Below are 20,353 nucleotides of genomic sequence, written 5' to 3' on the forward strand. Positions count from 1 at the left end.
TCGACCGAACGGGGTTACTGATCGAGGGAGTTCAAGCCGAATCCAGCTCCCTTCTCGGAGCCCTCGAACGAGGGCGCGAGGATACCGGTACCAAACTCGAAGAGATCACGCCAAACGCGGTGCTCCACCTCGACCCCCTCGGAGATCAGCATTCCGACGGTGTCCTGGACTGCTTGTGGCTCGAACACCGTCATGGACGGTTTCGCGGCACCCTCGTGCTCGCGGATGAACCGCTCGACGACCTGACGAACGCCCTGCGAGTAGCGCGGGTGAACAGGATCGATACAGAGTACGGTCACTCCCGGCTCGATCTCGTCCGTCGCGTCCGGGCGTGGGGTCGTAACCCCCTGGAGCAACCGGTCGAATAGCCGAGCGTCCGCGGCCCCGTCCCGTTCACTCCCGTCGGCCGTAAAGAACGCCTGCGTCAGCGGTGCGTCCCGCTGGTGGTAGCGTCCAGTGCGGACAATGCTAGCGAACTTGCGCGCGCTCTCGGCGGGTGCCTCCAGTGCGACCTCGGCGAGAAGCGGATAGGGTTGTTCGGGCGTGCCCGCGACCGCGGTCGTTGCGCCGTCGCCGTCGGTAGAAAGCACGAGCGCCAGGAACTCTCGCTCGGCCGCCTTGTACGCGAGATGGCCGAGTACGGGGGCACTGTCGTTTCGGTCGCGCGTGTGTGCGTGGACGACCCCGAGGCCCTGCCGGTCGGCGCGAGCACAGGCCAGATCCAGCACCGGGACGCTCGCGACGATCGCCGGCTGGTCCCGCCCCTCGACGACCGACAGTCGCGCACTCCGATCGTCAAGCGACAACGCTGTCGGATCCAGCTCTGGCAGCTCGTCCAGGAGGGTATGTAGCGTCGTCAGTCCCGTTCCCCGGTACGCCTCCGTCCACCAGATTGATTCGGCGTGTGCCCGCGCAGTCCCTTCAGGGAATCCAGCAGCGCCGAAACACCGATCAGCGAGGTCAAGAACCTCCCTAACGCTGACGTGCATCACTGCTCACCCCACTCGTCGGCTCGGTCCGGTTTCTCGGGATACAGCCAGTCCGGATCGGCCCCGTCCTCAAGCTCGGTGGGCAGCGGCGCGCCCTGGAAGAACGTCCCTTTCACCCAACCTTTAGACTTCGGGTGGGCCTTCTGGATTCCCCAGATGGCCTTCAGACACGAGATGAAATGCAGCGGAACGAAGTCGACGTCCAGTGGGTTGGCGCGAATCTCTGCGTAGGAGAGCCCGTGGACGCTCTGGATGCGTTCGACGATGTAGCGATGCTCGGGGTTATGAAACAAAAACTCCGCGACGGTATCCGTACCGGCGAATCGATGGAGATCAGCCTCGAGCTGCTGGACTTGGAGGGCGACGTCGACGGGAAGGGCGTAGTCCTCGTAGCCGCTCTCGCCGCTGATCCCGAGGCGGGGTTCCTCGTTTTCGATCGACCGGTACCAGAAGTGATGCCGGGCGCCGTCTTCGTAGAGATCGATGTCAAGCGCCCACTCGTAGCTCGAGTCGATGATCGAGCGGAGCGTCGAGAGCGGCATCTCGGGGACAACGTCGGTCTTCTCGGAGGTTGTCAACGACGATGCCAAACCCTCACTCACCTGCGGATGCGTATCGATCAGCAGCGAGTGCAGCACCTCCTGAGTTTCCATCGCCAGGTTCGCCTCGGCCCACTCGCAGAGGTCCGCCCAGCGGAACGTCCCGTCGGCGTCCGCGAGTCGCTCGTCGATTCGGGTTAGGCCGCGGGCGATCGTATCTTTCGAGGCGAAAAACCGGTTCGTCTCACTCTCGTCTTCCGCGAACCACCGCGTCGCGTCGGTCAGGATGTCCTTGAACCGCTCGCGATCCGCCGCCGTCGGTTCGATCGCCTTGGCCCGCGCCAGCGCGATCTCCCTGGCCCGAAGCCAGGTGTGGAGCTGCTTCGGATGGTTGACCACGTACATGACGATACCGACTCCAGAGGAGTTCCCCGTCCCCAGGTACCGCTTGATATCGCGATCCAGATCGGGTGCGTCCGGGTTACGCGCTGTCGCCATCCGTTCGATCAGGTCGTAGCCGACGGTCCGCAGCATGTACGCCGAGAGCATTTGAGCCATGTACGGCCGCTTCAACGGGTGGTCACCGTCCATGGCTTTGAACACTTTTGTGCCGTTGAGGCCGTTGCCGTAGTAGCCGGAGGAGCGCATCAGGTACCCTCCTGTAGAGAGATAGTTGATGTCGGGCTGGTGGCCGGCTGCCAACGACTCCACGATGTGGTCGAAAAATCGGGAGCTCCGATTCGCTCGCGTCCAGATCAGTATCTCGGGCGTCGCACGCCCCTCCATGACCTTCGGCAGCTCCTCGTACTGTGCATCCATCAGCTCGGGCGTCGCCTCCCCCTCACATAGAAACGCCCACATGTCCCACTCCTCGGCGATGATTCGGTCTGTGTTCTCGCCCTCGGAGGACTGCCTGGAGAACACGCCGAACGAAAACCGCTTGGAGGGGGTCTCAATCCGGTAGACGATTCGTCCGACCCCCTGGGGATCAAGATCGATACGATCGATCTTGATCCGCCACTCTTCGCGAACCATCTTATCTACCAGCAACCGCGCGAAACTCAGGCGTGTTTGCTTGAGCGCTCCCAACCGCTCCGGCTGCATCAGCTTCGACGGCTCACGGAGCGGCTCGGGTTCGAACTGCTTGGCCCGCTGTTCAGTAACCATCGTTCATGTGATACACACTCGGTAACGAACTAATTTCTTCCGATTCGGTGAACCCACCCCGGCCCTTGGGAGAGGCAACAGTACAGAACCGAATCGACAGGCAACGAACGCGCTACAGCGTCATCGAGACCCACTCGAGTATCGAGCGCTGTCTCCCCTGTCCACAGGACTGGTATCGAAGTCGATAGCTCTGCAAATACCGAATCGAGGTATTGCTCCAGAACCCTACGGCGAGCCTTCTACAAACATATATGATGGTTCGGCGACTGAGTCAGAGTATGGGGCTGGACAAACCGCCGAAACGGTCCGTGAAAACCGCGGACACGATATTCGGAATCATCGAATATCTCCTGGAGACGGGAGGGACAGGAGTGACGGAGATCGCGGCGAGCCAAGACCTAGCAGAGAGCACCGTCCACAGCCACCTGGCGACGCTGCTGAACCACGAGTACGTGGTAAAGGAGGGGACGACCTATCGGATGAGCCTCAAACACCTCGACCACGGGATCCGCACCCGAGAGGAACTCCTGCTTACGCAAGCCGGGCGGCCGGTGATCGACGAACTCTCGAATGATACCGGTGAGGTGGCGTGGGTGTTGGTCGAAGAGCACGGCAAGGCGGTCTATCTGCTGAAAAGTACCGGCGAGAAAGCCGTCCGGACGCGGGGTCGGATCGGGAAGCGGACGTCGATGCACGATATTGCGGCCGGCAAAGCGATGCTCGCGCACCTCCCAGAGTCGACCGTTGAGGACATCATCGGTGAGTTCGGACTCCCGGAACGAACGGAGAACACGATTACCGAACGGGACGAACTCTATGAGGAACTCGAGACAGTCCGGGAACGAGGCTATGCAGTGAACAGGGGTGAGACGATCCGAAAGGTCCGGGCGGTGGCCAGCCCCATCATCTGGGAGGACGACGTCTGCGGTGCGGTCGGGGTCGCGGGACCCAAACACCGCATGAGCGGCGACAGGTTCACTGAGACGCTGCCAAAGAAGGTACTGGAAGCCGCGGATACGATCGAACTGGAGCTCGAATACCGATAACCCGGTTCGGTCGCCGCGTTTGGCGGGTGAGCCACCCCGTGAAACGCGACGCTACACTAGATTATTCGATAACTGCATAGTGGTATCGGATCAGATACGATTACAGCTGTACAGGTGTAAGATTTGTTACGCTCCGCGTTCAGAAGGTTGCGGTCGAGGGCCAGTCGAAAGGCAACCGACAATGGTATTGATGTGACAGCAGTCGGTCGTGCGATGGCTGCCGGCCTCTAATGAAGTCCTTCGAACCGTCAAAAACGCGTTCCACGGAAGTTCGATTGCCACCCGAAAGGTCCACACGCTATGCGGAGAAATTCAGCCCTCCCGGTGATAGTCCCCACCCATATATCGGCAGCCGCTGGTTCCACTCTTCTGGCACTGTCTAGTTATTTGAGGAACAAGCAGGTCGTTGAGCATCCGTGTTCGGTTAAGGAGCCAAACCGACAGACGCCAGCGTCTTGATGAGCTTATTTTCAGAAACCGCGTAGAGAGAGGTTGTGCTACCTAAACTCTCTCCAACACTTATACGCCACCGACTGACTTCTCTCTTCCCGTAGACCTCGTCGGAGGCATCGCGCACGAGTGATCAGCGCAACCTTTGAACATCTGGAAGGAATGTCTCGATCCAACGAAACTCAGCCGATGGCTCAACCGGAGAAATGTCTCGGTGAGGAACGCGCTGAAATGGTCTCGGTCCGCGAAGATCTCTGGCGAGATCTCGCGTTTCAGGTCTTTCCACAGCGGTTCGATGGCGTTCAACGTCGATGAATACGGCGGGATGAAGGCGAACTCGATGTCGAGTTCGTCGGCCCGTTGTTGGGTGAGGTTTGCGTGATGAGAGCCGTAGTTGTCGGCTACGAGCAGAATCCGTCCGACCGGATTCTGCTCGCGGATCTCTTCGAGTGCCTCAATGATCGTCTCTTTGACCAACCGTTCTTTGAACGTGATCACGCTTTGGCCAGTGAGTGCGTAGAACCCGATCGACCGCCGAGGAAACGTTACCAGCGGCTTCTCGATCGTCACTGGCCGATCAAACGACCACATTCGCTGAGAATTGTCGAACGGTTGGGGCCACGCTTCATCGAAAGAATCCGAACACGACCAGTTCTTCTTCTTCCCGTTCCTCGGGGTCCTCGCCGAGCGCCTTGACCAGGCGCTCGGCGAGAATCTCTTCAGCATCGTCGGGTCGTCGTGGATCCATCGGTCGCGGTTTGGCGTAGTTCATGCCTACTTTTCGAAGTTTTCGGCTGAGGTGGGCCGGATGGTACGTGACGTTGTAACGATCTTGGATAAGCGCGTGAATCTCCTTGGGAGTCCATGGTTGCCCCTCTTTGAGAACATCACAGAGTTCGTTCCACTGTTGGGGAGTGAGCTTCGGCGGCTGGCCGCCGCCGAAGCGTGGGCAGAGCCCCTTTACGCCACTATCAGTCCACGCCAGTGCCCATCGACGCGTCGTGGATCGAGAGATCCCGACGCGTCGACCTGCTTGCTCACGCGTGTCTCCCTGATAGAGGTTCTTGATGAAACACAGTCGCCGGACGAGACGGGTCTCGTCCGCCTCCTGAGCCGATTCAATTGCTTGATCGAGTTCTTCCTCAGACAGATGCCGCACCAACAAACCACGCTGACGGTTGTTCATCGAGAAAGATATGCTTCCAAAGGGGTCAACGCTTTCGCAGACCACTCATGCGACGCGTGGCTCTCGCCCACCGAGGCATCTCGAAGGACAAGCTCACACAGTATCTCAGAGCATTCCAACTCTAGCGAGAGCTATACCGAAAATCGGGACGAGACGCCCTCAAACACGCTGCTCAAGCGACACTCTGAAAACAACAATGTCCTACGCAAGAGCGTTGGTGGATACTACAGCGGTAGTCCGAGATCATATGACCCCTCGAGTGACACCGGTTCGATCACAGTTACTCGCCCTGTGTTTACAACTGTACTTGTGTAATAGATGGCCGAGATCAGCAATAGAATAAGACCGTCGTCACGAATACAGTCGGTCGAGTCTGATCTCGTTCGTAACACTTCGCACCTGGTTCGGCAGTTCTTCCTCGAACCACTCTCCGTGCAGTCGGTGTTCCGGGCCGCCGATACTGATCGCACCGAACACCTCTCCTTCGATAACGATGGGTGAACTCACCGCTCTCGTCCCCTCGAGTTGCTCGCTATCGTTTTGTGCGTACCCCTGATCGCGAATCTGCTCGAGTTCTTCGAGGAGTCGCGAGCGGGAAGTGATCGTGTTTTCCGTCATCGCCGGAAGTCCATGGGTATTAATGATTTTATTTACTCGGTCTGCAGGTAAATGTGCGAGAATTGCTTTTCCGCCGGCGTGACAGTGCAAGTGTGATTGCCCGCCGATAGAGTGCGCTGTTTTGATGGATTGATCCCCCGCAGCGTGCTCCAGATAGACGCCCAGCCCGTATTCTTCGATGAGAAACCACACTGTCTCGCCAGTGTCCTCAGCTAATCGCTCCAAATAGGGCGTTACGACACCGGTGAGGGGAATCACCTGCTTCGAACTCGTTCCGAGTCGCACGAATTTCGACCCGAGACGATATTCTCTATCCTCTTTTATTATGTATTGTACTCCCTCTAACGTCTTGAGGTACTCGTATAACGTACTCGTGGCGATCCCCGTTTCGTCTGCGATCTCGGTGAGCGTCGCTTCCTGTAACGCTTCGATCGCTTCGACTACGTCGAAAAGTCTTCGAACGGACTTCAACGGGCCCGAATCCCCTCTGGTGTCCTCCATACCCAATTCTATGGTGCGAGCGTATTAAATCACCCGTACGATATTGTTCCGGTAATCCCGGAATCCGTCTTCGCTTCCTGTCTCTACTTCGGGACGGTACTCGAGTCGATATACGCTCTCAGAACACTCACAAGAGCCAAATACTTCGAAAGAGAAGATTGCGTATGAAGATCGGTTTGATCAGTGATGTACACGGGAACCAACCCGCGTTAACGACTGTGCTTTCGGACATGCCCGCTGTCGATCAGATATACCACTTGGGCGATATCGTCGGTTACAACCCCTTCCCAGGGGAGGTATTACGGACGTTCGAAAAGCGCGGTATCCGTTCGATTCAGGGGAATCACGATCGAAATATCGGCGGCGACATCGACGCGATCGGGTCTGCACCCGAACCGGATACCGAGGATTCTAACACGACCGTTCGACCAAGTGATATCGCTCGTGCTGCCGGTAAATGGACCGTTCGGCGGCTTACCGACGAGCAACGCAGATACATTAGCACGCTACCGGAAGAGCGCACGCTCCGGGGAGGGATCGTCAAATTGGTCCACGGGAAACCGGGCGAACAGGACGGGAGGCTGTATCCGGACGAATACGGTCCGCATCTGTTCGCTGGCGAACGAATACTCGCCCACGGACACACGCACGTTCAACACGCCGAGCGATTCGATGAGAAGATACTCGCTAACCCCGGAAGCGTCGGTCAACCGCGAGACGGTGACCCTCGAGCGGCGTACGCCGTGCTCGATCTCGATTCGAACTCGGTTCAGCTTCACCGCGTCGCGTACCCCATCGAGGAGGTCACGGACGCGATACGCCAAACGTCGATCCCGGACGAACTCTGTTCGTGGCTAGAGCGGGGTGAGATCGTCACGGAATAGCAGTCTCGACTGGCAGGGCGTCGAGTCCCGTGAGGGTGGGTAGTTCGCGGAAGTCGAGTTCGGGCCCAGAACTCGGGTGGGTGCTGTATTTCGACCACCTCACGTGTGAACCGGCCTGTCGGGCGTGTTTCCGGACGGACCCAACCATTTTAGTCAACAGGCGAAAAAGACGGACTGAGTAGTTACAAACCCCATGACGGAAATAACTGCAGCGGTCCTCGAGGGGCCGCGAGACCTGTCGATCGAGTCGATCGAGCTCGCCGAACCGAAGGCTGACGAAGTCCGGGTCGATCTCAAAGCAACCGGCGTTTGCCACACAGATCACCATCGGTACGTCGGCACGTCGGACGCACCGTATCCCATTGTTCTGGGACACGAAGGCGCTGGCGTGGTCGATGCGGTCGGCGAAAACGTCACGTCGGTCGAACCGGGAGATCACGTTGTCCTGTGGGTCCTCCCGTTCTGTCGGGAATGCGCGTTCTGCGAGCGCGGCGACCCCCACCTCTGTTCGCGTCGGTCGGCCGTCAAAGGAGGGACGCTTCTGGACGGCACACGGCGACTCTCGAGGGGCGAGGAGAAAGTGAACCACTTCTACGGGCAATCGTCGTTCGCTTCACACTGTGTCGTCGCCGAGCAGACGGCGGTGAAAATACCCGAATCGCTGCCGTTCCCCGAGGCGTCGCTACTCGGGTGTGGCGCGATAACCGGACTCGGGGCGGTGGTGAACACAGCCGACGTTTCGATAGGAGAACCCGCCGCAGTATTCGGCTGCGGTGGCGTCGGTTCGAGCGCGATTCTCGGTGCGTCGCTGGCCGGTGCGAATCCGATCATCGCGGTTGATATCGAGGACGAAACGCTCGCAACGGTGGCGGATCTGGGAGCGACCCACACTATCAACTCGAGCGAGACTGATCCCGTTCGGGAGATCAGCCGCCTTACAGACGGGGGAGTGAAATACGCTTTCGAGTGTACGAGTATCCCCGGCGTAATCGAGCAGGCCGTCGAAGCGGTCCAACCGGGCGGAACGGTCGTCGCGACGACGACAAGTTCGGCCGATCCCCTGCAAATCGCCCCGGGGGAGTTGACCTACGGAAAGCGGATCGTCGGTAACGTCGGTGGGTCGGCCCAGCCCTCGATCGACATTCCCCGGTTCGCGACGCTCGCGCAGTCGGGTCGGCTCCCATTAGAGAAGCTGGTCAGCCAAACGTACTCGCTAGATCAACTTGACGAAGCGTTTGAAGCGATAGAGAACGGGAACGGTATCCGTGGGGTCGTAACATACGAATAGACGTTTCGACGACTCACTGAGTCCGTGAAGTTCTAAAGCCTGTTCCTGAAGTCGTGCGGTCGATATCAGTTAGCTACCGAGGGACGAGCAGTATCTGGTCGCCGCCCGAAATCGACTGAACAATTATAACGTGGGAGTGCAAACCATCACACGCTGATGAGAGAATACGATCTACTAGTCGGTGGAGAGTCGCCATCGGCCGCTGAACAGACCACCGTAAAAGACCCCGCATCGAATCAGCCAGTATCCCATGTTACGCGTGCTGACGAGACCGATGTCGCTTCCGCAGTCGAATCCGCCAGTGAAGCCTTCGAAACGTGGCGAGAAGTGGATCCAACCACTCGGAGTCAGTACCTCATGGACATCGCCGAGGGGCTGCGAAACAAACAGGACCACATCGCGCAACGTCATACCGAAGAGACCGGTCGGTCAGTGACTGATTCCAAACGAAGCGTCGAGTTCGCAGCGGAGTACTTCGAGTACTACGCAGGACTAACTCACCAGATCAAAGGAGAGACCGTCCCGCTGTCGACCGGCGAGTTCGATTTCACAAAGCGTGAACCGCTCGGCGTTACTGGGCATATTATTCCGTGGAACTCACCGCTCCTATTGGCATCTCGCAGTATCGCTCCAGCGCTGGCGTGTGGAAACACAGTCGTCGCAAAGCCCGCGGAGTTGGCTCCGATGGCGGTTATGGAACTCGGGAAGGTTGCCCACGATGCGGGTCTTCCTGACGGCGTTCTCAATATGGTCCCCGGAGAGGGGACGATCGCGGGCGAAGCGTTAGTCACGGACAAGCACGTGAACGAACTCACCTTCACCGGATCGAAGGAAGTCGGCTTTCACATTCGAGAGACGGTATCCGACCGGTTGATCCCCCTCAATCTGGAACTTGGGGGGAAGAGTCCGAACATCGTCTTCGACGACGCTGACCTAGAGGCTGCCGCCGAGGGCGCGGTCAAACTCTTCAACAATGCCGGACAGAGCTGTTACGCCGGGACTCGTCTGTTCGTCGCGGACGAAATCTACGACGCGTTTATCGAACGCGTGGTCGATCGCATCGAGCGCATGACGGTCGCGAAAGATCCAAACGAGACGGACGTGTCGGCGCTCATTTCGCCCTCGGCCCAGTCCGAGGTCGACGCGTATGTCGAGTCGGCACTCGAGGCTGGAGCGACGGTAACGACGGGCGGGTGTATCCCCTTCGAGGATGGGAATTTCTACGAGCCGACGCTGATCGAAGACGCACCCGACGATGCGGCGGTCTCGTGCGAGGAGATATTCGGTCCCGTCCTGACCGCGTACCGCTTCGAATCCGAACGGGAGGTCGTCGAACGGGCAAACGACACGGAGTACGGGCTGTACGCGGGCGTGTGGACGACTGATCTCGAGAGAGCGAATCGAATCGCAGGACATATCGAAGCCGGAACCGTCACGGTGAACAACTACGCCTCGCCGATCCCTCAGGCGCCGTTCCCCGCGTACAAACAGAGCGGGGCCGGATCGGAGTACGCGACCGCGGCCTTGCGCCATTACACGAAGGTAAAGAACGTCCGAATGGCGGTCGACAAGACGCTTCGCTGAGGGATCACGGGCGAGGAGTGGAGCCGAGATTGAGCCGCAGACCGAAAGGACCGAAACGAATAAATGGACCTATGCTAAACTTGGAATGCATGTCAACCCCAACCGAGGAAGTGTCATCTGAGAATTACAATTCCGCGGAGCACAGCCCACTCCTCTCGGAGATCGAGGCGTCTCTCGAGGACGGGAAACTTCCGCTGAAGGCGTTCAATGACGAGACAGTCCACGAGCTAGAGTTAGAACGGCTGTTTAGTCGAGAGTGGATCTTCATCGGCCACGAGTCGGAAGTTCCCGAGGAAGGTGACTATGCGCGGCGCTACATCGCGGGCGATCCGTTCATCTTCATTCGGGACATGAACGGCGAAATCCAGGTGCTGTTCGATAGCTGCCGCCACCGCGGCACGAAGCTGTGTCGCGCCGAACAGGGGAATACGTCTCACTTCCGATGTCCGTACCACGGGTGGACGTACAAGAACGACGGTGAACTTGTCGGCGTCCCGCAGAAAGAGGTCGCGTTCAAGAATCTCGATCAATCCGAACACGGGCTACACAGCGCCCCTCGAGTGGACAGCTATGCCGGGCTCGTGTTCGCGTCCCTGTCGGACGCCGGGGAAAGTCTCGAAGAGCATCTCGGAGAGTTTACGTGGTACCTCGACATCCAGTTCAAACTTCCCGACGGCGGGATGGAGGTGATCGGCGAACCCCACCGCTGGGTCGCGGAAACGAACTGGAAAACCGGCGCGGACAACTTCGCGGGCGATAGCTATCACACTGGGTTCGCACACCACTCCATCAAACAACTCGGGCTTGGCGGAGACGATACCGTCGGTGTCGCCGGTGCGGGAGAGACCAAAGACCGACACATCCACTGCAACGGTCACACAACCAGTACTCGGATGGTTGAGGGCGAAGACGTGTTCATGACCTACCCCGACGAAATCGTGGATCTATTCAATCCGGATAACGTAACGTCGGAGCAGTACACTGCTGCGAAGGAGGCGCTCTCGTTCACCGGGAGCGTGTTTCCGAATCTGGCGTTTCTCAACTTCGGCGATATCACTGACGACCCGAACAAGGACGTTACCGGCTTCCTCGGCCTCCGGAAGTGGCGACCGCTGGGGCCGAACAAGACGGAGATCTGGAGTTGGGCGCTCGCGCCGAAGCGAGCGTCCGAGGAAACCAAAGAGCGGATCTACAAGGTGTATATGTCTAACTTCGGTCCGACTGGCAACTTCGAACAGGATGACGTCTCGATCTGGAACGGGATCACCGACGTGGCCGACTCGACATTCGCGAGCCAGCACAATCTGGAACTGAACTATCAGATGGGAACGGAGCAGATGAGCGAGGTGGCGTACGACGAGCAGTGGCCCGGTCCGGGCACCGTCTACGCCATCAACCTAGAAGAGGTCGGCATGCAGAAGTTCCACGATCAGTGGTTCGACCATCTTTCGACGCCGCTTGAGACGAGCAGGCGGCCAGAGAGAAGTGAATGTGCGGGATCCAGTGAATGCGAACTGCCCGAGGATGGTGAATAGCATGGCTGTGAACGAAGAGCAAACGGCGGAAATAGAGCAGTTCCTCTGCAAGGAACGTGTCGAACGGTTTCTCTACGAGGAAGCGGCCCTACTAGATCGACGTGAGCAGAAGGCGTGGCTCTCACTGCTCGACGAAGATATCGAGTACAAAGCGCCGCTTCGGATCACTCGAGAGCACACGAACGATAACTTCAGTTCATCGGCGTATTACTTTGACGAAGACTATGGATCGCTGAAGGCACGGGTGCAGCGGTTCGAGTCAGAGTACGCGTGGTCCGAGCGACCGCCGTCTCGAACGCGTCGATTCGTCTCGAACGTTCGCGCCAGTAAGAGAGACGACGGTACCGTCGAAGCGAAGAGTTACCTGCTCCTCTACTATGGGCAGGGCGACTCGGAGTCGTATACGTTCCTCGCTGGTCGGCGAAAGGACGTTCTCCGTCCGGACGGCGAGACGTTCACTATCGCGAAGCGCGACGTGTACCTCGATCACGCGGTTCCGAAAATCGACAAAATTTCCGTGTTCCTATGAACGCACGAACCACCATTGCGTCGGAGTTCGACGTAGGCGACGGCCCCGAGGCGGTCACCGTTCGGAAGCTGCTAACGCCACGAGGCCAACTCGTCGAGATAGAATCGGACAGTGAGACGGGGGAAACAGCGACGCAGATTCGAATCGATGCGCTCGGTCTCGAGAGTCTCTCCTGGCAGACGGAGCCAAACATCGTCGATCGGCTCGATTGTGATTCCTCCGTTCGCGACAAGGGGGAGATCGCGTCGGACTCCGGTGAGTCGTTCGAGATCAGCAACGAGTACGCTGACGTTGAGGTTTCGAAAATACGGACCCCAGCGGGTGAGCAACTTCTCGTGCGGTCGCTCGTCAAAAAAACGGCGCTCCAATTGACTCCTGAGATGCTCAGCGCGCTCTCTCTCCACGAAACCAAGTTGGTTTCGGAGTTCCTGGAGACCCCGCACGGACCGCACGATCACTGACTGAAACGACGATCACTGATCGAAACAAGGGCTATTCTACGACCGACCGAACGACATCTAGGGGGAGTGTCCGTTCGCTGGCATCGGCCACTGCACGGCGCACGTAGGGAGATCGCAGCGTTAACCCGGCGAAGTCTTTCGGATTGACCCACTCGACCGCTTCGACGGTATCCGTGGGAACCGTCCGCGGCTCCCCCGACAGCTCGCCTCGATACGTGACCGCGATAAACGGCCCGTCGACGAACACATCGCTGCCGATGTACGCGCCGACGAATCCGAGCAAATCCACATCAGCACCCACTTCCTCCCCAACTTCTCTCACTGCCGTCTTTGTCGGATCCTCGCCCGCTTCGACCCGTCCGCCGGGCAAATTCCACGTGCCTCGCACCGCTTCTTTCCCTTCTTCTACGAGGAGAACGTCGTTACCAGCCCGAATTACGACCGAAGCGACCAGCGTGTGCATACGAATAATACAGAATTCATGTACTAAGTCTTACTGCTAACGGCAGGGGATCGCCTCGAGCAAAGCAAAAATAGGCTCAGTACTTCACAAAGCCGTTTGGAGTTCCGCGAGATAGTGCTCAAATGTGCCGTCTATAATCTTCGCCGAACAATAGTTATCCGTAGGATCAACCGCTGTATATTGGTTTCTTACCGGCGGCTGGATCAGTGACCACACCGAAATCAAGCCTTGGCTAGCGATCCTACGGAGCAGATTGAACTGGTCGAGACCGGCGAAACGTTTCGGCAGATCGTGTTTGATGACGTGGACGGAGAGGAGATAGCGTATCTAACGGCGCTATCTCCAAAGGAATACGATCCTGTGGACGTGATGAACATCTACACGCTTCGGACATTAATCGAGATTCTGTTTCATGACCTAAAGCAGTATACGAACATCGAGAACTTCCACTCACAATCGGTGAACGGCGTCTTATTCGAATTGCTCTGTACGTTAATTGGCTACGTGCTGGTCGAGTGGTTCTGGCACTGCCACCCACTACGGGGTGGCGTGCCGGAAGCGATCCGCATAATCCGAACACGGTGGAACCCATCATTGCGCTCGTACGGATGAGTTCACCTCAAGCCCGTGGGATCGCCATCGCTTACAGCGGCGGCTCTCTCCACTCTACCGTCTCAGCTTCGAATGACAGAGAAATATGGAGATAGGGAGAGTTTGAGATCATCTTCTCGGTGGCAGGCTGTAGTCACTGGCTCAGAATTCTATTCACCAGTGCCTTCTGCGTCTTACTTGCTCGGTAGCCTTGTCACGTCGAAACGGGACAGCAATGTGCTACGTAAGAGCATCCCAAAAATATAATAGGGAACGGGTACGCTACATATGTAGGGTGTTATAGACAATCATGTCGAATGCCAGCACCAACGAACTAGAGGACCGATTCCCGTGGCCGGACGCCGTTGAAGTGCCCGAGGAGTGTGAGGGCTGGGAAGAAATGTATCCCCGGTACTTCCGGTTCGGGGAATCACCGGAGCGATCGGAACTGGAACGAGATCGATTCTGGTTCTGGGACCAGAAGGATAGTCCAACGCCGCTGTGTCCGTGGGATATCACGCTCTGTGTCGAATCGATTGCGATGCAACTGTCGCAGGCCCAGAGCCGGGTATTCGCAGTTCCGCCGGCGATGGGGATCGACCTTCGAATCATCGCTGGCTACTCATACGCCACGCCCGTCCCGTGTACGGATCCAGACCTGCTCGAGGAACGGGAGTCGGTGTTCGGTGAAAGAAGCGAGTACATCTACAATAACTTCGAAGCGCTCTATGAGGACGAGTGGCTTCCCGCGGTCAAAGAGATTGGACAGGAGATCCGCGATCTCGAGGTCCCCGACCGATTCCCCGAGTACGCCCCCGAGGAGGTTGTCTTCGAATCAAAGGGGCTCCACTCGGAAACTGTCGACGTCCAGAGTAATTACAATCGATTACAGGAGCTGACGCTGCGAGGCTGGCAGCGACACTTTGAGTACCTCAATCTCGTGTATCTGGCGTACCTCTCCTTCAAGCGGACGTGCGACGAACTCTTCCCCGATATTAGTGACAACGCAATCGGAGAGATGGTTACCGGTCTCGAGACCGACTTGTTCCTCGCCGATACGGTTTTGAACGATCTCGCCCATCAGGCGGTAGAACTGGGTGAGGAGGTCCCGGAGATTCTCACTTCAGCGGCCGATCCTGACGAAAAACTCGACCGTCTCGAGGAGACCGACGCGGGTCGCGAGTTCCTCGAGGCCTTCAAGGACGCGAAGGACCCCTGGTTCCATATCACTGTCAGCCGCGGCTATCACAGTGAAGAGGGGTCGTGGCTTGATACCCTCGAGCAACCGTTCGAACACCTAGATAAGAAGGTGCAGGCACTCCAAGAGAACGAAGAAATCCGACGCGATCTCGATGCGCTCCAAGAAGACCGCCAGCGGGTTGTCGACGAGTACCGGGGGTACCTCGACGAGGAGGAACGCGCGCAGTTCGACCAGGCACACCAACTGGTGCTCGACGTCTACAATTACGCCGAGGACCACCAATTCTGGATCGAAAACTGGCTTCACACGATCATCTTCGAGAAGCTCGACGAGTTTGGTGAACTCCTGGTGAACCACGGCCTCCTTGAGACGCCTCGGGATATCACACTGTTCGGTCGGAACGAGGTGCCGGAGCTCCTCGCGGACCTCGCTCTCGTCTGGTCGCAGGGAAAAGGCGCACACATACCGGAGTACTGGGCGGAGGAAGCCGAGAAACGAAAGCGGATCCTCGACGCCGCCAAGGAGTGGTCGCCGCCACCGGCGCTCGGTGAACCGCCCGAAGAGGTCACGGATCCAATGGTAGTCATGCTCTGGGGGATTACGACCGAAACCGTTCAAAACTGGCTCGGTTCCACGCAGGAGGAAGACAGCAATGAGATAGATGGCTTCGCCTCCTCGTCGGGTACGGCCGAGGGGAGGGCGCGAGTGGTCAAGTCCGGAAGCGAACTGAGCGAGGTGAAACGCGACGAGATACTCGTCTCTCCGCTTACGAATCCGGACTGGACGCCGGTCTTCTCCAAAGTGGCCGGAGCCGTTACGGATAACGGGGGCGCGACGAGTCACACCGCGATCGTCTGTCGTGAATACGGGCTCCCGGCTGTTACAGGAACCGGTGCGGCGACGTCGAATATTCAGACGGGCGATCGAATCCGCGTCGACGGGAATACGGGAGAGGTCGAAATCCTCGAGCGAGCGGAATAGGTATGAGACGACTGAACGGCCATTACCAACAAACAATGACTGACCCAACGTACACGCTCCATTTTGACTCCGAGGAGTGCACGAAAGATAATATCGACCTCGTCGGAGGGAAAAACGCTTCTCTGGGAGAACTGATGGATATCGGCAAAGACGTGCAAGTTCCGCCAGGATTCGCCGTCACGACTGACTTCTACGAGGCGTTTATCGACGAACAGGGACTCAGAGGATACATCACTGACCGGCTGTCCGAAATCGATGTCGACGACGAAGGCACCGCAGCCGAAGCGAGCGAGGACATTCGTAAGCGCATCAAAGACGTTGCGTTTCCGGACTTTCTCGTCGAAGAACTCGAGGAGTCGTGGGACCGGCTCCGATCGGATGTGAGTACGAGCGACCTGCGAGTCGCAGTTCGCTCCTCGGCGACGGCAGAGGATCTTCCGGATAGCAGTTTTGCCGGACAGCAGGACACCTACCTCAACGTACGGGACGTAGAATCGATCCTACAACGCACAAAAGCGTGCATGGCCAGCCTGTTTACCACTCGAGCGATCGTCTACCGCGAGGAGAACGGATTCGATCACGACGAGGTCCTCATCAGCGTTGGCATCCAGAAGATGGTCGACGCCCGGACGTCTGGCGTGATGTTCACGCTCAATCCGGCGAATGGCGATCTGTCGAAAGTCCGAATTGAGGCAAACTGGGGGCTCGGCGAGGCCGTCGTAAGCGGTCGGGTCACGCCGGACAGTTTCCTCGTCGACAAACCCGTCTACAAGATCGTCGATCGCGACATCCAGCAGAAAAGCATGATGATCACGCCGACTGACAACGGAATCGAGGAGGCAACCGTCGAAGACGACAAACAGGACGTGCCCTCGTTGACGGCCAACGAAATTATCGACCTGACCGACCTGGCGAAGTCCATCGAAAAATACTATGACGAACCACAGGACATCGAGTGGGCGATTGAAGAGCAGGACGACGACAACCAGGTCTTCATCTTACAGAGTCGGCCGGAGACTGCGTGGAAACAGGAAGACGGACAGCAGAGTACCGACAGCGAACCCGATACGAGCAATGCGGCGCATCAGGTTCTCGACAATCTCTAGTCAGTAGCATGAATCACTATAGTAGAATCTGGAAGTCTTTGCAGTACAAACGACCAGACTCAACTGCTATCTGCCGACGTCCACTGGCTCATCGGTATCCGTGACCAGAAACTTCTGAGGATTACTATAGCTCTTCGAACTGCTCGTTCCTTATCTAGACAGTGCCCTAACCGGCTTTGTGATGTACTGATGATAAATTAGCCGAGAAAACTGGCATATTCCGAGGATATGCAACTAACTTCGGACATCTGCGGTTCAGTACAACTCACGGAGCAATACCTGAAACCACCAAAAATTATTTAATACTAGTCATTGAAGAGTTAGTGCCATGCCAGACAATACCAATAGAAAGAAAACCATCGCTACCCCCTCATTTACGAGAAGATCGACCATGATCGGTCTAAGCTCGCTGTTCGGTGCTACCAGTGTCTCAGGCAAATCTGGTAGGTTAGAGAAGGAAAACACTTCAAGTACTATCACTAGCCAAGATGGATCTATGAAATCCTCTATACAGATTGACGAAGTTCTTCCTGGAGATAAATTCGGTAAAATAGATATTGGTCCGTATTCTCACTCTTTGCAGATAAGTGGGACGAGGCAACCTGCGTGGATGATCCAACCATTCAATAAGGATACAACGGTAGATACTACATCATACAAGGAAACCGGATCAAACATTGGATATGGATCGATTCCGTTTGCACCCGGTCAAGTTCCTATCCTCCGCACTGTCGTTCACTTTGAGGCCGAGCCCTCGTCTACTACAAGTCTTCGTCTTTCTATTGCGAATAAACCGGGTAACGTAGCTGAGTCCGGTGAATTCGTTCCTCTTGACAAAGATCAGTCATCTACAGAGACGATTATCGAATTATCAGGAAAAGGGACGACACAGATATACGACGAAGTGTATCTGACGGAGTTCGAAGATGTTGTTTCGGGTAGTCCGGCGGGAGAAGGTGCCAACGACTCCGAATATCCAATAAATACATTCATTATAGAGGCAAAAACCGACGATCCGAAGACGGCATCAACGATCAAAGGTGCGACTACTGTATCATTAGAACTGGAGGCGCTCTAATGGTTCGAATTGGCTGGCTATCCGATAGTCATGTTGATCCTTTTTCTTCATCTAACGTGGGACGGACTGACCTACCAGGTGCGGGAGAGTGCCTTACAGAAGACATCGTTTCACTCTTTGAAACGTACGGAATAGAAGATCTATTCTTCAACGGAGACGCTGTCTTTCAGAGCGATGCATTTTGGGACAGTGAATATGAACATTCGTGGCCGGCGTTTTATGATCGATTCTGGGAGCTAGTCGATAATAGCGGATATGGTGATAACGTCGTCTGTACGCCTGGTAATCATGATGTTCCGCTACAGTATTTCCTAGAATCTGATGAGCGTGCTCACCTTAAATATAAAAAAGAATATGATGACGTTACAGTGTTGATGGTGAATACTGCCGGAAACGGCTGGGTTAGTGGATCTCCGGAGATGGGTTACGGATGGACGAGCGGCTATGTCCCTTACAAGGACTTACAGTGGCTTGACCGTGAGCTCTCACGGGCGGGAGACAATGCTAAGATCGTCTACTTCCATCATCACGCTTGGTTCACTCCTGGAGATCCCAACGCGTCATCGGAGACAGATAGTCAGAGCGCATCTGAACTCTACTGGGTCTGCCGGAACCACCGAGCGATACACGATATTCTCTCGTCATACGATAAAGTGATTTGTCCGCAAGGCCATACCTCACAGACTCAAACGGAGGGTTCTTCGAACGTAGATGGTGTTGAATACCTATACAAGAAACACTACCACCACGTCTATGACGGAGGCGTAACGACGTACGCGTATCTAGATGTAGACTCGACTGGCGCTATAGTCACTACGGTCGATCATGATACAGGAAAAGAAAACACAATTTTGAACAAAACTTTCGACTGAGGCCGACACTATACGAAGGTAGGCACTGTCTAGTTACTTGACTTCGCACGTTATCTCGTTAGAGCCCGTAGAGAGCGTGTGAAACGTGGATGCTGCCAATAACGTCTTTCCTGTCGTGTACTGAGCCAATCGACCAGTTCGAGTGTTTCTCGACGCGGCAGAAACACCACGCCAAAACCTACGTGACAGGTCTTGTTGCGGCCAGCAACAAGACCGTCCAAGGCATCTCGAATATTGTTCTTCCGGCCAAGAGCGAACGTGCTTTGAACAAGTTCCTCACCGAGTACGACTGGGACGAAGATCAGCTCAACAGAGAACGTCTCGCACTCCTCCAACAAACCGATGACACGAGATGGAGCAGTGAAGGTGTCGTCATTATCGACGACACCTTCACGCACAAAACGGGCAAGAAAATCCCTCAGGCAGGGATAATACTACGACCACGGTATCCACAGCTACATCTGGGGACAGAACATCGTCTACGCACTCTACGCCGACGAGAAAACCACCTACCCACTCGGCTTTCGCCTCTACAAGAAAAACGACAAACGCCGCGTTGAACTCGCTATCGAACTTGTTGACGAACTCATCGAGATAGGTGTCCGCTGGGACACCTATCTCTTCGATATGTTCTACAGTACCGAGGAGTTCGTCACTCATCTCGAAGGATACGGGAAAGAGTGGGTTTCAGCCGTCAAGAGCGATACACGTGTCACCTATGGCGGTGATCGAAACCGTGTCGATGCGCTCAGCCAGTGCATCGACACGGTTCCGCGAACCGTCAATGACGATACCTACCACATCTGGATACAGAAACGTGAGGTCGGTCGTCTTGGGGAGGTAAAACTCCTGATCACCAAGAAAGAATCAAGCGACGAAGACGAGGAACCGAACGTGAAGTGTATCGTGTCGAATAAGATCGACGCGCCAGCAAGCCATCTCATCGAGTTGTACGCGATGAGATGGCGAGTAGAGACGTTCTTCAGGGACACCAAGCAGGATCTTGGTTTTGGCGACTGCGAGTTACGGCACGCCGCAGGTGCCAGTCGGCACTGGCACCTGCTGATGCTGGCCTACAGTCTCCTCAAGTTCGGTGCTGCACACAGCGCCCTTGGAACGATCCTCGGACATGCGAGTTCACTCCGCAACGACATCAAGCGATCCTTCCGCGAAAGCGTTCAGAACCTTCTCCCATGGGCACTAACCAGTCCAGACCGCAGTATCGACGAGCTAATGCACCAGATCGACGGGATGTTCGTCTAACGTGCGAAGTCAAGTAGTTAA

The 20,353-nt window shown here is 56.6% G+C and carries 17 protein-coding genes and 3 pseudogenes; 14 read left to right on the top strand and 6 right to left on the bottom strand.

From position 1 onward, the window contains the following. Nucleotides 1–14: 14 nt before the first annotated feature. Both C492_RS08400 and C492_RS08405 read right to left on the bottom strand, forming a co-directional pair. A complete protein-coding gene (locus C492_RS08400; protein ID WP_152424849.1) occupies nucleotides 15–989 on the bottom strand; it encodes a hypothetical protein in 975 nt (324 codons plus the stop codon). Then, nucleotides 989–2,695 (bottom strand): hypothetical protein, encoded by a 1,707-nt coding sequence (locus tag C492_RS08405; protein WP_008422391.1) that lies wholly within the window; start codon nucleotides 2,693–2,695, stop codon nucleotides 989–991. Before C492_RS08405 ends, C492_RS08400 begins: the two co-directional genes overlap by 1 nt. Nucleotides 2,696–2,973: 278 nt before the next feature. Here C492_RS08405 and C492_RS08410 point away from each other — a divergent pair, with 278 nt between their 5' ends. Then, entirely contained in the window at nucleotides 2,974–3,741 is a 768-nt protein-coding gene (locus C492_RS08410) for an IclR family transcriptional regulator (protein ID WP_049892885.1), read from the top strand. Between the two features lie 519 nt (nucleotides 3,742–4,260). Here C492_RS08410 and C492_RS25545 read toward each other — a convergent pair. Beyond that, entirely contained in the window at nucleotides 4,261–4,917 is a 657-nt protein-coding gene (locus C492_RS25545; RefSeq protein WP_152424850.1) for an IS630 family transposase, read from the bottom strand. Beyond that, the gene (locus C492_RS25550; RefSeq protein ID WP_152424851.1) at nucleotides 4,817–5,377 is read right to left on the bottom strand and encodes an IS630 family transposase; all 561 of its coding nucleotides are present in this window, start codon (nucleotides 5,375–5,377) and stop codon (nucleotides 4,817–4,819) included. The genes C492_RS25545 and C492_RS25550 overlap by 101 nt, the downstream gene beginning before the upstream one ends. Nucleotides 5,378–5,436: 59 nt before the next feature. On the opposite strand from C492_RS25550, the pseudogene C492_RS25235 reads away from it, so the two are divergent. After that, nucleotides 5,437–5,565, top strand: a pseudogene (locus C492_RS25235) (IS1595 family transposase); the annotation flags it as partial. Between the two features lie 163 nt (nucleotides 5,566–5,728). Here C492_RS25235 and C492_RS08420 read toward each other — a convergent pair. After that, nucleotides 5,729–6,496 carry an IclR family transcriptional regulator gene (locus C492_RS08420; protein ID WP_008422394.1) on the bottom strand — a complete coding sequence of 256 codons (768 nt, stop codon included), beginning with the start codon at nucleotides 6,494–6,496 and terminating at the stop codon, nucleotides 5,729–5,731. 164 nt (nucleotides 6,497–6,660) lie between these two features. On the opposite strand from C492_RS08420, the gene C492_RS08425 reads away from it, so the two are divergent. From C492_RS08425 to C492_RS08455, 6 genes are all read left to right on the top strand, one after another. Continuing rightward, the gene (locus tag C492_RS08425; RefSeq protein WP_008422395.1) at nucleotides 6,661–7,380 is read left to right on the top strand and encodes a metallophosphoesterase family protein; all 720 of its coding nucleotides are present in this window, start codon (nucleotides 6,661–6,663) and stop codon (nucleotides 7,378–7,380) included. Between the two features lie 193 nt (nucleotides 7,381–7,573). After that, on the top strand, nucleotides 7,574–8,668 hold the full coding sequence (locus C492_RS08430; protein WP_008422397.1) for an alcohol dehydrogenase catalytic domain-containing protein: 1,095 nt from the start codon (nucleotides 7,574–7,576) through the stop codon (nucleotides 8,666–8,668). 156 nt (nucleotides 8,669–8,824) lie between these two features. Continuing rightward, a complete protein-coding gene (locus C492_RS22610; RefSeq protein ID WP_083898800.1) occupies nucleotides 8,825–10,252 on the top strand; it encodes an aldehyde dehydrogenase family protein in 1,428 nt (475 codons plus the stop codon). An 89-nt stretch (nucleotides 10,253–10,341) separates the two neighbouring features. Continuing rightward, the gene (locus C492_RS08445) at nucleotides 10,342–11,787 is read left to right on the top strand and encodes an aromatic ring-hydroxylating oxygenase subunit alpha (protein ID WP_152424853.1); all 1,446 of its coding nucleotides are present in this window, start codon (nucleotides 10,342–10,344) and stop codon (nucleotides 11,785–11,787) included. Between the two features lies 1 nt (nucleotide 11,788). Next, a complete protein-coding gene (locus C492_RS08450) occupies nucleotides 11,789–12,316 on the top strand; it encodes an aromatic-ring-hydroxylating dioxygenase subunit beta (protein ID WP_160166976.1) in 528 nt (175 codons plus the stop codon). Further along, a complete protein-coding gene (locus C492_RS08455) occupies nucleotides 12,313–12,777 on the top strand; it encodes a hypothetical protein (RefSeq protein ID WP_008422407.1) in 465 nt (154 codons plus the stop codon). Before C492_RS08450 ends, C492_RS08455 begins: the two co-directional genes overlap by 4 nt. Nucleotides 12,778–12,808: 31 nt before the next feature. Here C492_RS08455 and C492_RS08460 read toward each other — a convergent pair whose 3' ends face one another. Then, nucleotides 12,809–13,240, bottom strand: coding sequence for an NUDIX hydrolase (locus C492_RS08460; protein ID WP_008422409.1), 432 nt, complete (start codon nucleotides 13,238–13,240; stop codon nucleotides 12,809–12,811). 246 nt (nucleotides 13,241–13,486) lie between these two features. Here C492_RS08460 and C492_RS08465 point away from each other — a divergent pair. From C492_RS08465 to C492_RS08480, 6 genes and pseudogenes are all read left to right on the top strand, one after another. Beyond that, nucleotides 13,487–13,852 (top strand): annotated as a pseudogene (locus C492_RS08465) (transposase); the annotation flags it as partial. Nucleotides 13,853–14,141: 289 nt separating this feature from the next. Then, nucleotides 14,142–16,013 carry a PEP-utilizing enzyme gene (locus C492_RS08470; protein ID WP_008422411.1) on the top strand — a complete coding sequence of 624 codons (1,872 nt, stop codon included), beginning with the start codon at nucleotides 14,142–14,144 and terminating at the stop codon, nucleotides 16,011–16,013. Nucleotides 16,014–16,015: 2 nt separating this feature from the next. Next, nucleotides 16,016–17,119, top strand: coding sequence for a PEP/pyruvate-binding domain-containing protein (locus C492_RS08475; protein ID WP_008422412.1), 1,104 nt, complete (start codon nucleotides 16,016–16,018; stop codon nucleotides 17,117–17,119). 328 nt (nucleotides 17,120–17,447) lie between these two features. Next, complete coding sequence (locus tag C492_RS23610; protein WP_152424854.1) at nucleotides 17,448–18,197, top strand: hypothetical protein; 750 nt, start codon at nucleotides 17,448–17,450, stop codon at nucleotides 18,195–18,197. Further along, entirely contained in the window at nucleotides 18,197–19,069 is an 873-nt protein-coding gene (locus C492_RS23615; protein WP_152424855.1) for a metallophosphoesterase family protein, read from the top strand. Before C492_RS23610 ends, C492_RS23615 begins: the two co-directional genes overlap by 1 nt. A gap of 89 nt (nucleotides 19,070–19,158) precedes the next feature. Continuing rightward, nucleotides 19,159–20,332 (top strand): annotated as a pseudogene (locus tag C492_RS08480) (IS701 family transposase). Nucleotides 20,333–20,353: the final 21 nt, after the last annotated feature.

Origin of the sequence: Natronococcus jeotgali DSM 18795, assembly GCF_000337695.1 — an archaeon.
GTDB lineage: Archaea > Halobacteriota > Halobacteria > Halobacteriales > Natrialbaceae > Natronococcus > Natronococcus jeotgali.

Excerpts from the sequence above, each read along its gene's own strand:
- C492_RS23610 (WP_152424854.1), top strand. The coding sequence starts at position 17,448 with ATGCCAGACAATACCAATAGAAAGAAAACCATCGCTACCCCCTCATTT.
- C492_RS22610 (WP_083898800.1), top strand. The coding sequence starts at position 8,825 with ATGAGAGAATACGATCTACTAGTCGGTGGAGAGTCGCCATCGGCCGCT.
- C492_RS08455 (WP_008422407.1), top strand. The coding sequence starts at position 12,313 with ATGAACGCACGAACCACCATTGCGTCGGAGTTCGACGTAGGCGACGGC.
- C492_RS08445 (WP_152424853.1), top strand. The coding sequence starts at position 10,342 with ATGTCAACCCCAACCGAGGAAGTGTCATCTGAGAATTACAATTCCGCG.
- C492_RS25550 (WP_152424851.1), bottom strand. The coding sequence starts at position 5,377 with ATGAACAACCGTCAGCGTGGTTTGTTGGTGCGGCATCTGTCTGAGGAA.
- C492_RS08400 (WP_152424849.1), bottom strand. The coding sequence starts at position 989 with ATGCACGTCAGCGTTAGGGAGGTTCTTGACCTCGCTGATCGGTGTTTC.
- C492_RS08470 (WP_008422411.1), top strand. The coding sequence starts at position 14,142 with ATGTCGAATGCCAGCACCAACGAACTAGAGGACCGATTCCCGTGGCCG.
- C492_RS08420 (WP_008422394.1), bottom strand. The coding sequence starts at position 6,496 with ATGGAGGACACCAGAGGGGATTCGGGCCCGTTGAAGTCCGTTCGAAGA.
- C492_RS25545 (WP_152424850.1), bottom strand. The coding sequence starts at position 4,917 with ATGCTGAAGAGATTCTCGCCGAGCGCCTGGTCAAGGCGCTCGGCGAGG.
- C492_RS23615 (WP_152424855.1), top strand. The coding sequence starts at position 18,197 with ATGGTTCGAATTGGCTGGCTATCCGATAGTCATGTTGATCCTTTTTCT.
- C492_RS08405 (WP_008422391.1), bottom strand. The coding sequence starts at position 2,695 with ATGGTTACTGAACAGCGGGCCAAGCAGTTCGAACCCGAGCCGCTCCGT.
- C492_RS08430 (WP_008422397.1), top strand. The coding sequence starts at position 7,574 with ATGACGGAAATAACTGCAGCGGTCCTCGAGGGGCCGCGAGACCTGTCG.
- C492_RS08425 (WP_008422395.1), top strand. The coding sequence starts at position 6,661 with ATGAAGATCGGTTTGATCAGTGATGTACACGGGAACCAACCCGCGTTA.
- C492_RS08475 (WP_008422412.1), top strand. The coding sequence starts at position 16,016 with ATGAGACGACTGAACGGCCATTACCAACAAACAATGACTGACCCAACG.
- C492_RS08450 (WP_160166976.1), top strand. The coding sequence starts at position 11,789 with ATGGCTGTGAACGAAGAGCAAACGGCGGAAATAGAGCAGTTCCTCTGC.
- C492_RS08410 (WP_049892885.1), top strand. The coding sequence starts at position 2,974 with ATGGGGCTGGACAAACCGCCGAAACGGTCCGTGAAAACCGCGGACACG.
- C492_RS08460 (WP_008422409.1), bottom strand. The coding sequence starts at position 13,240 with ATGCACACGCTGGTCGCTTCGGTCGTAATTCGGGCTGGTAACGACGTT.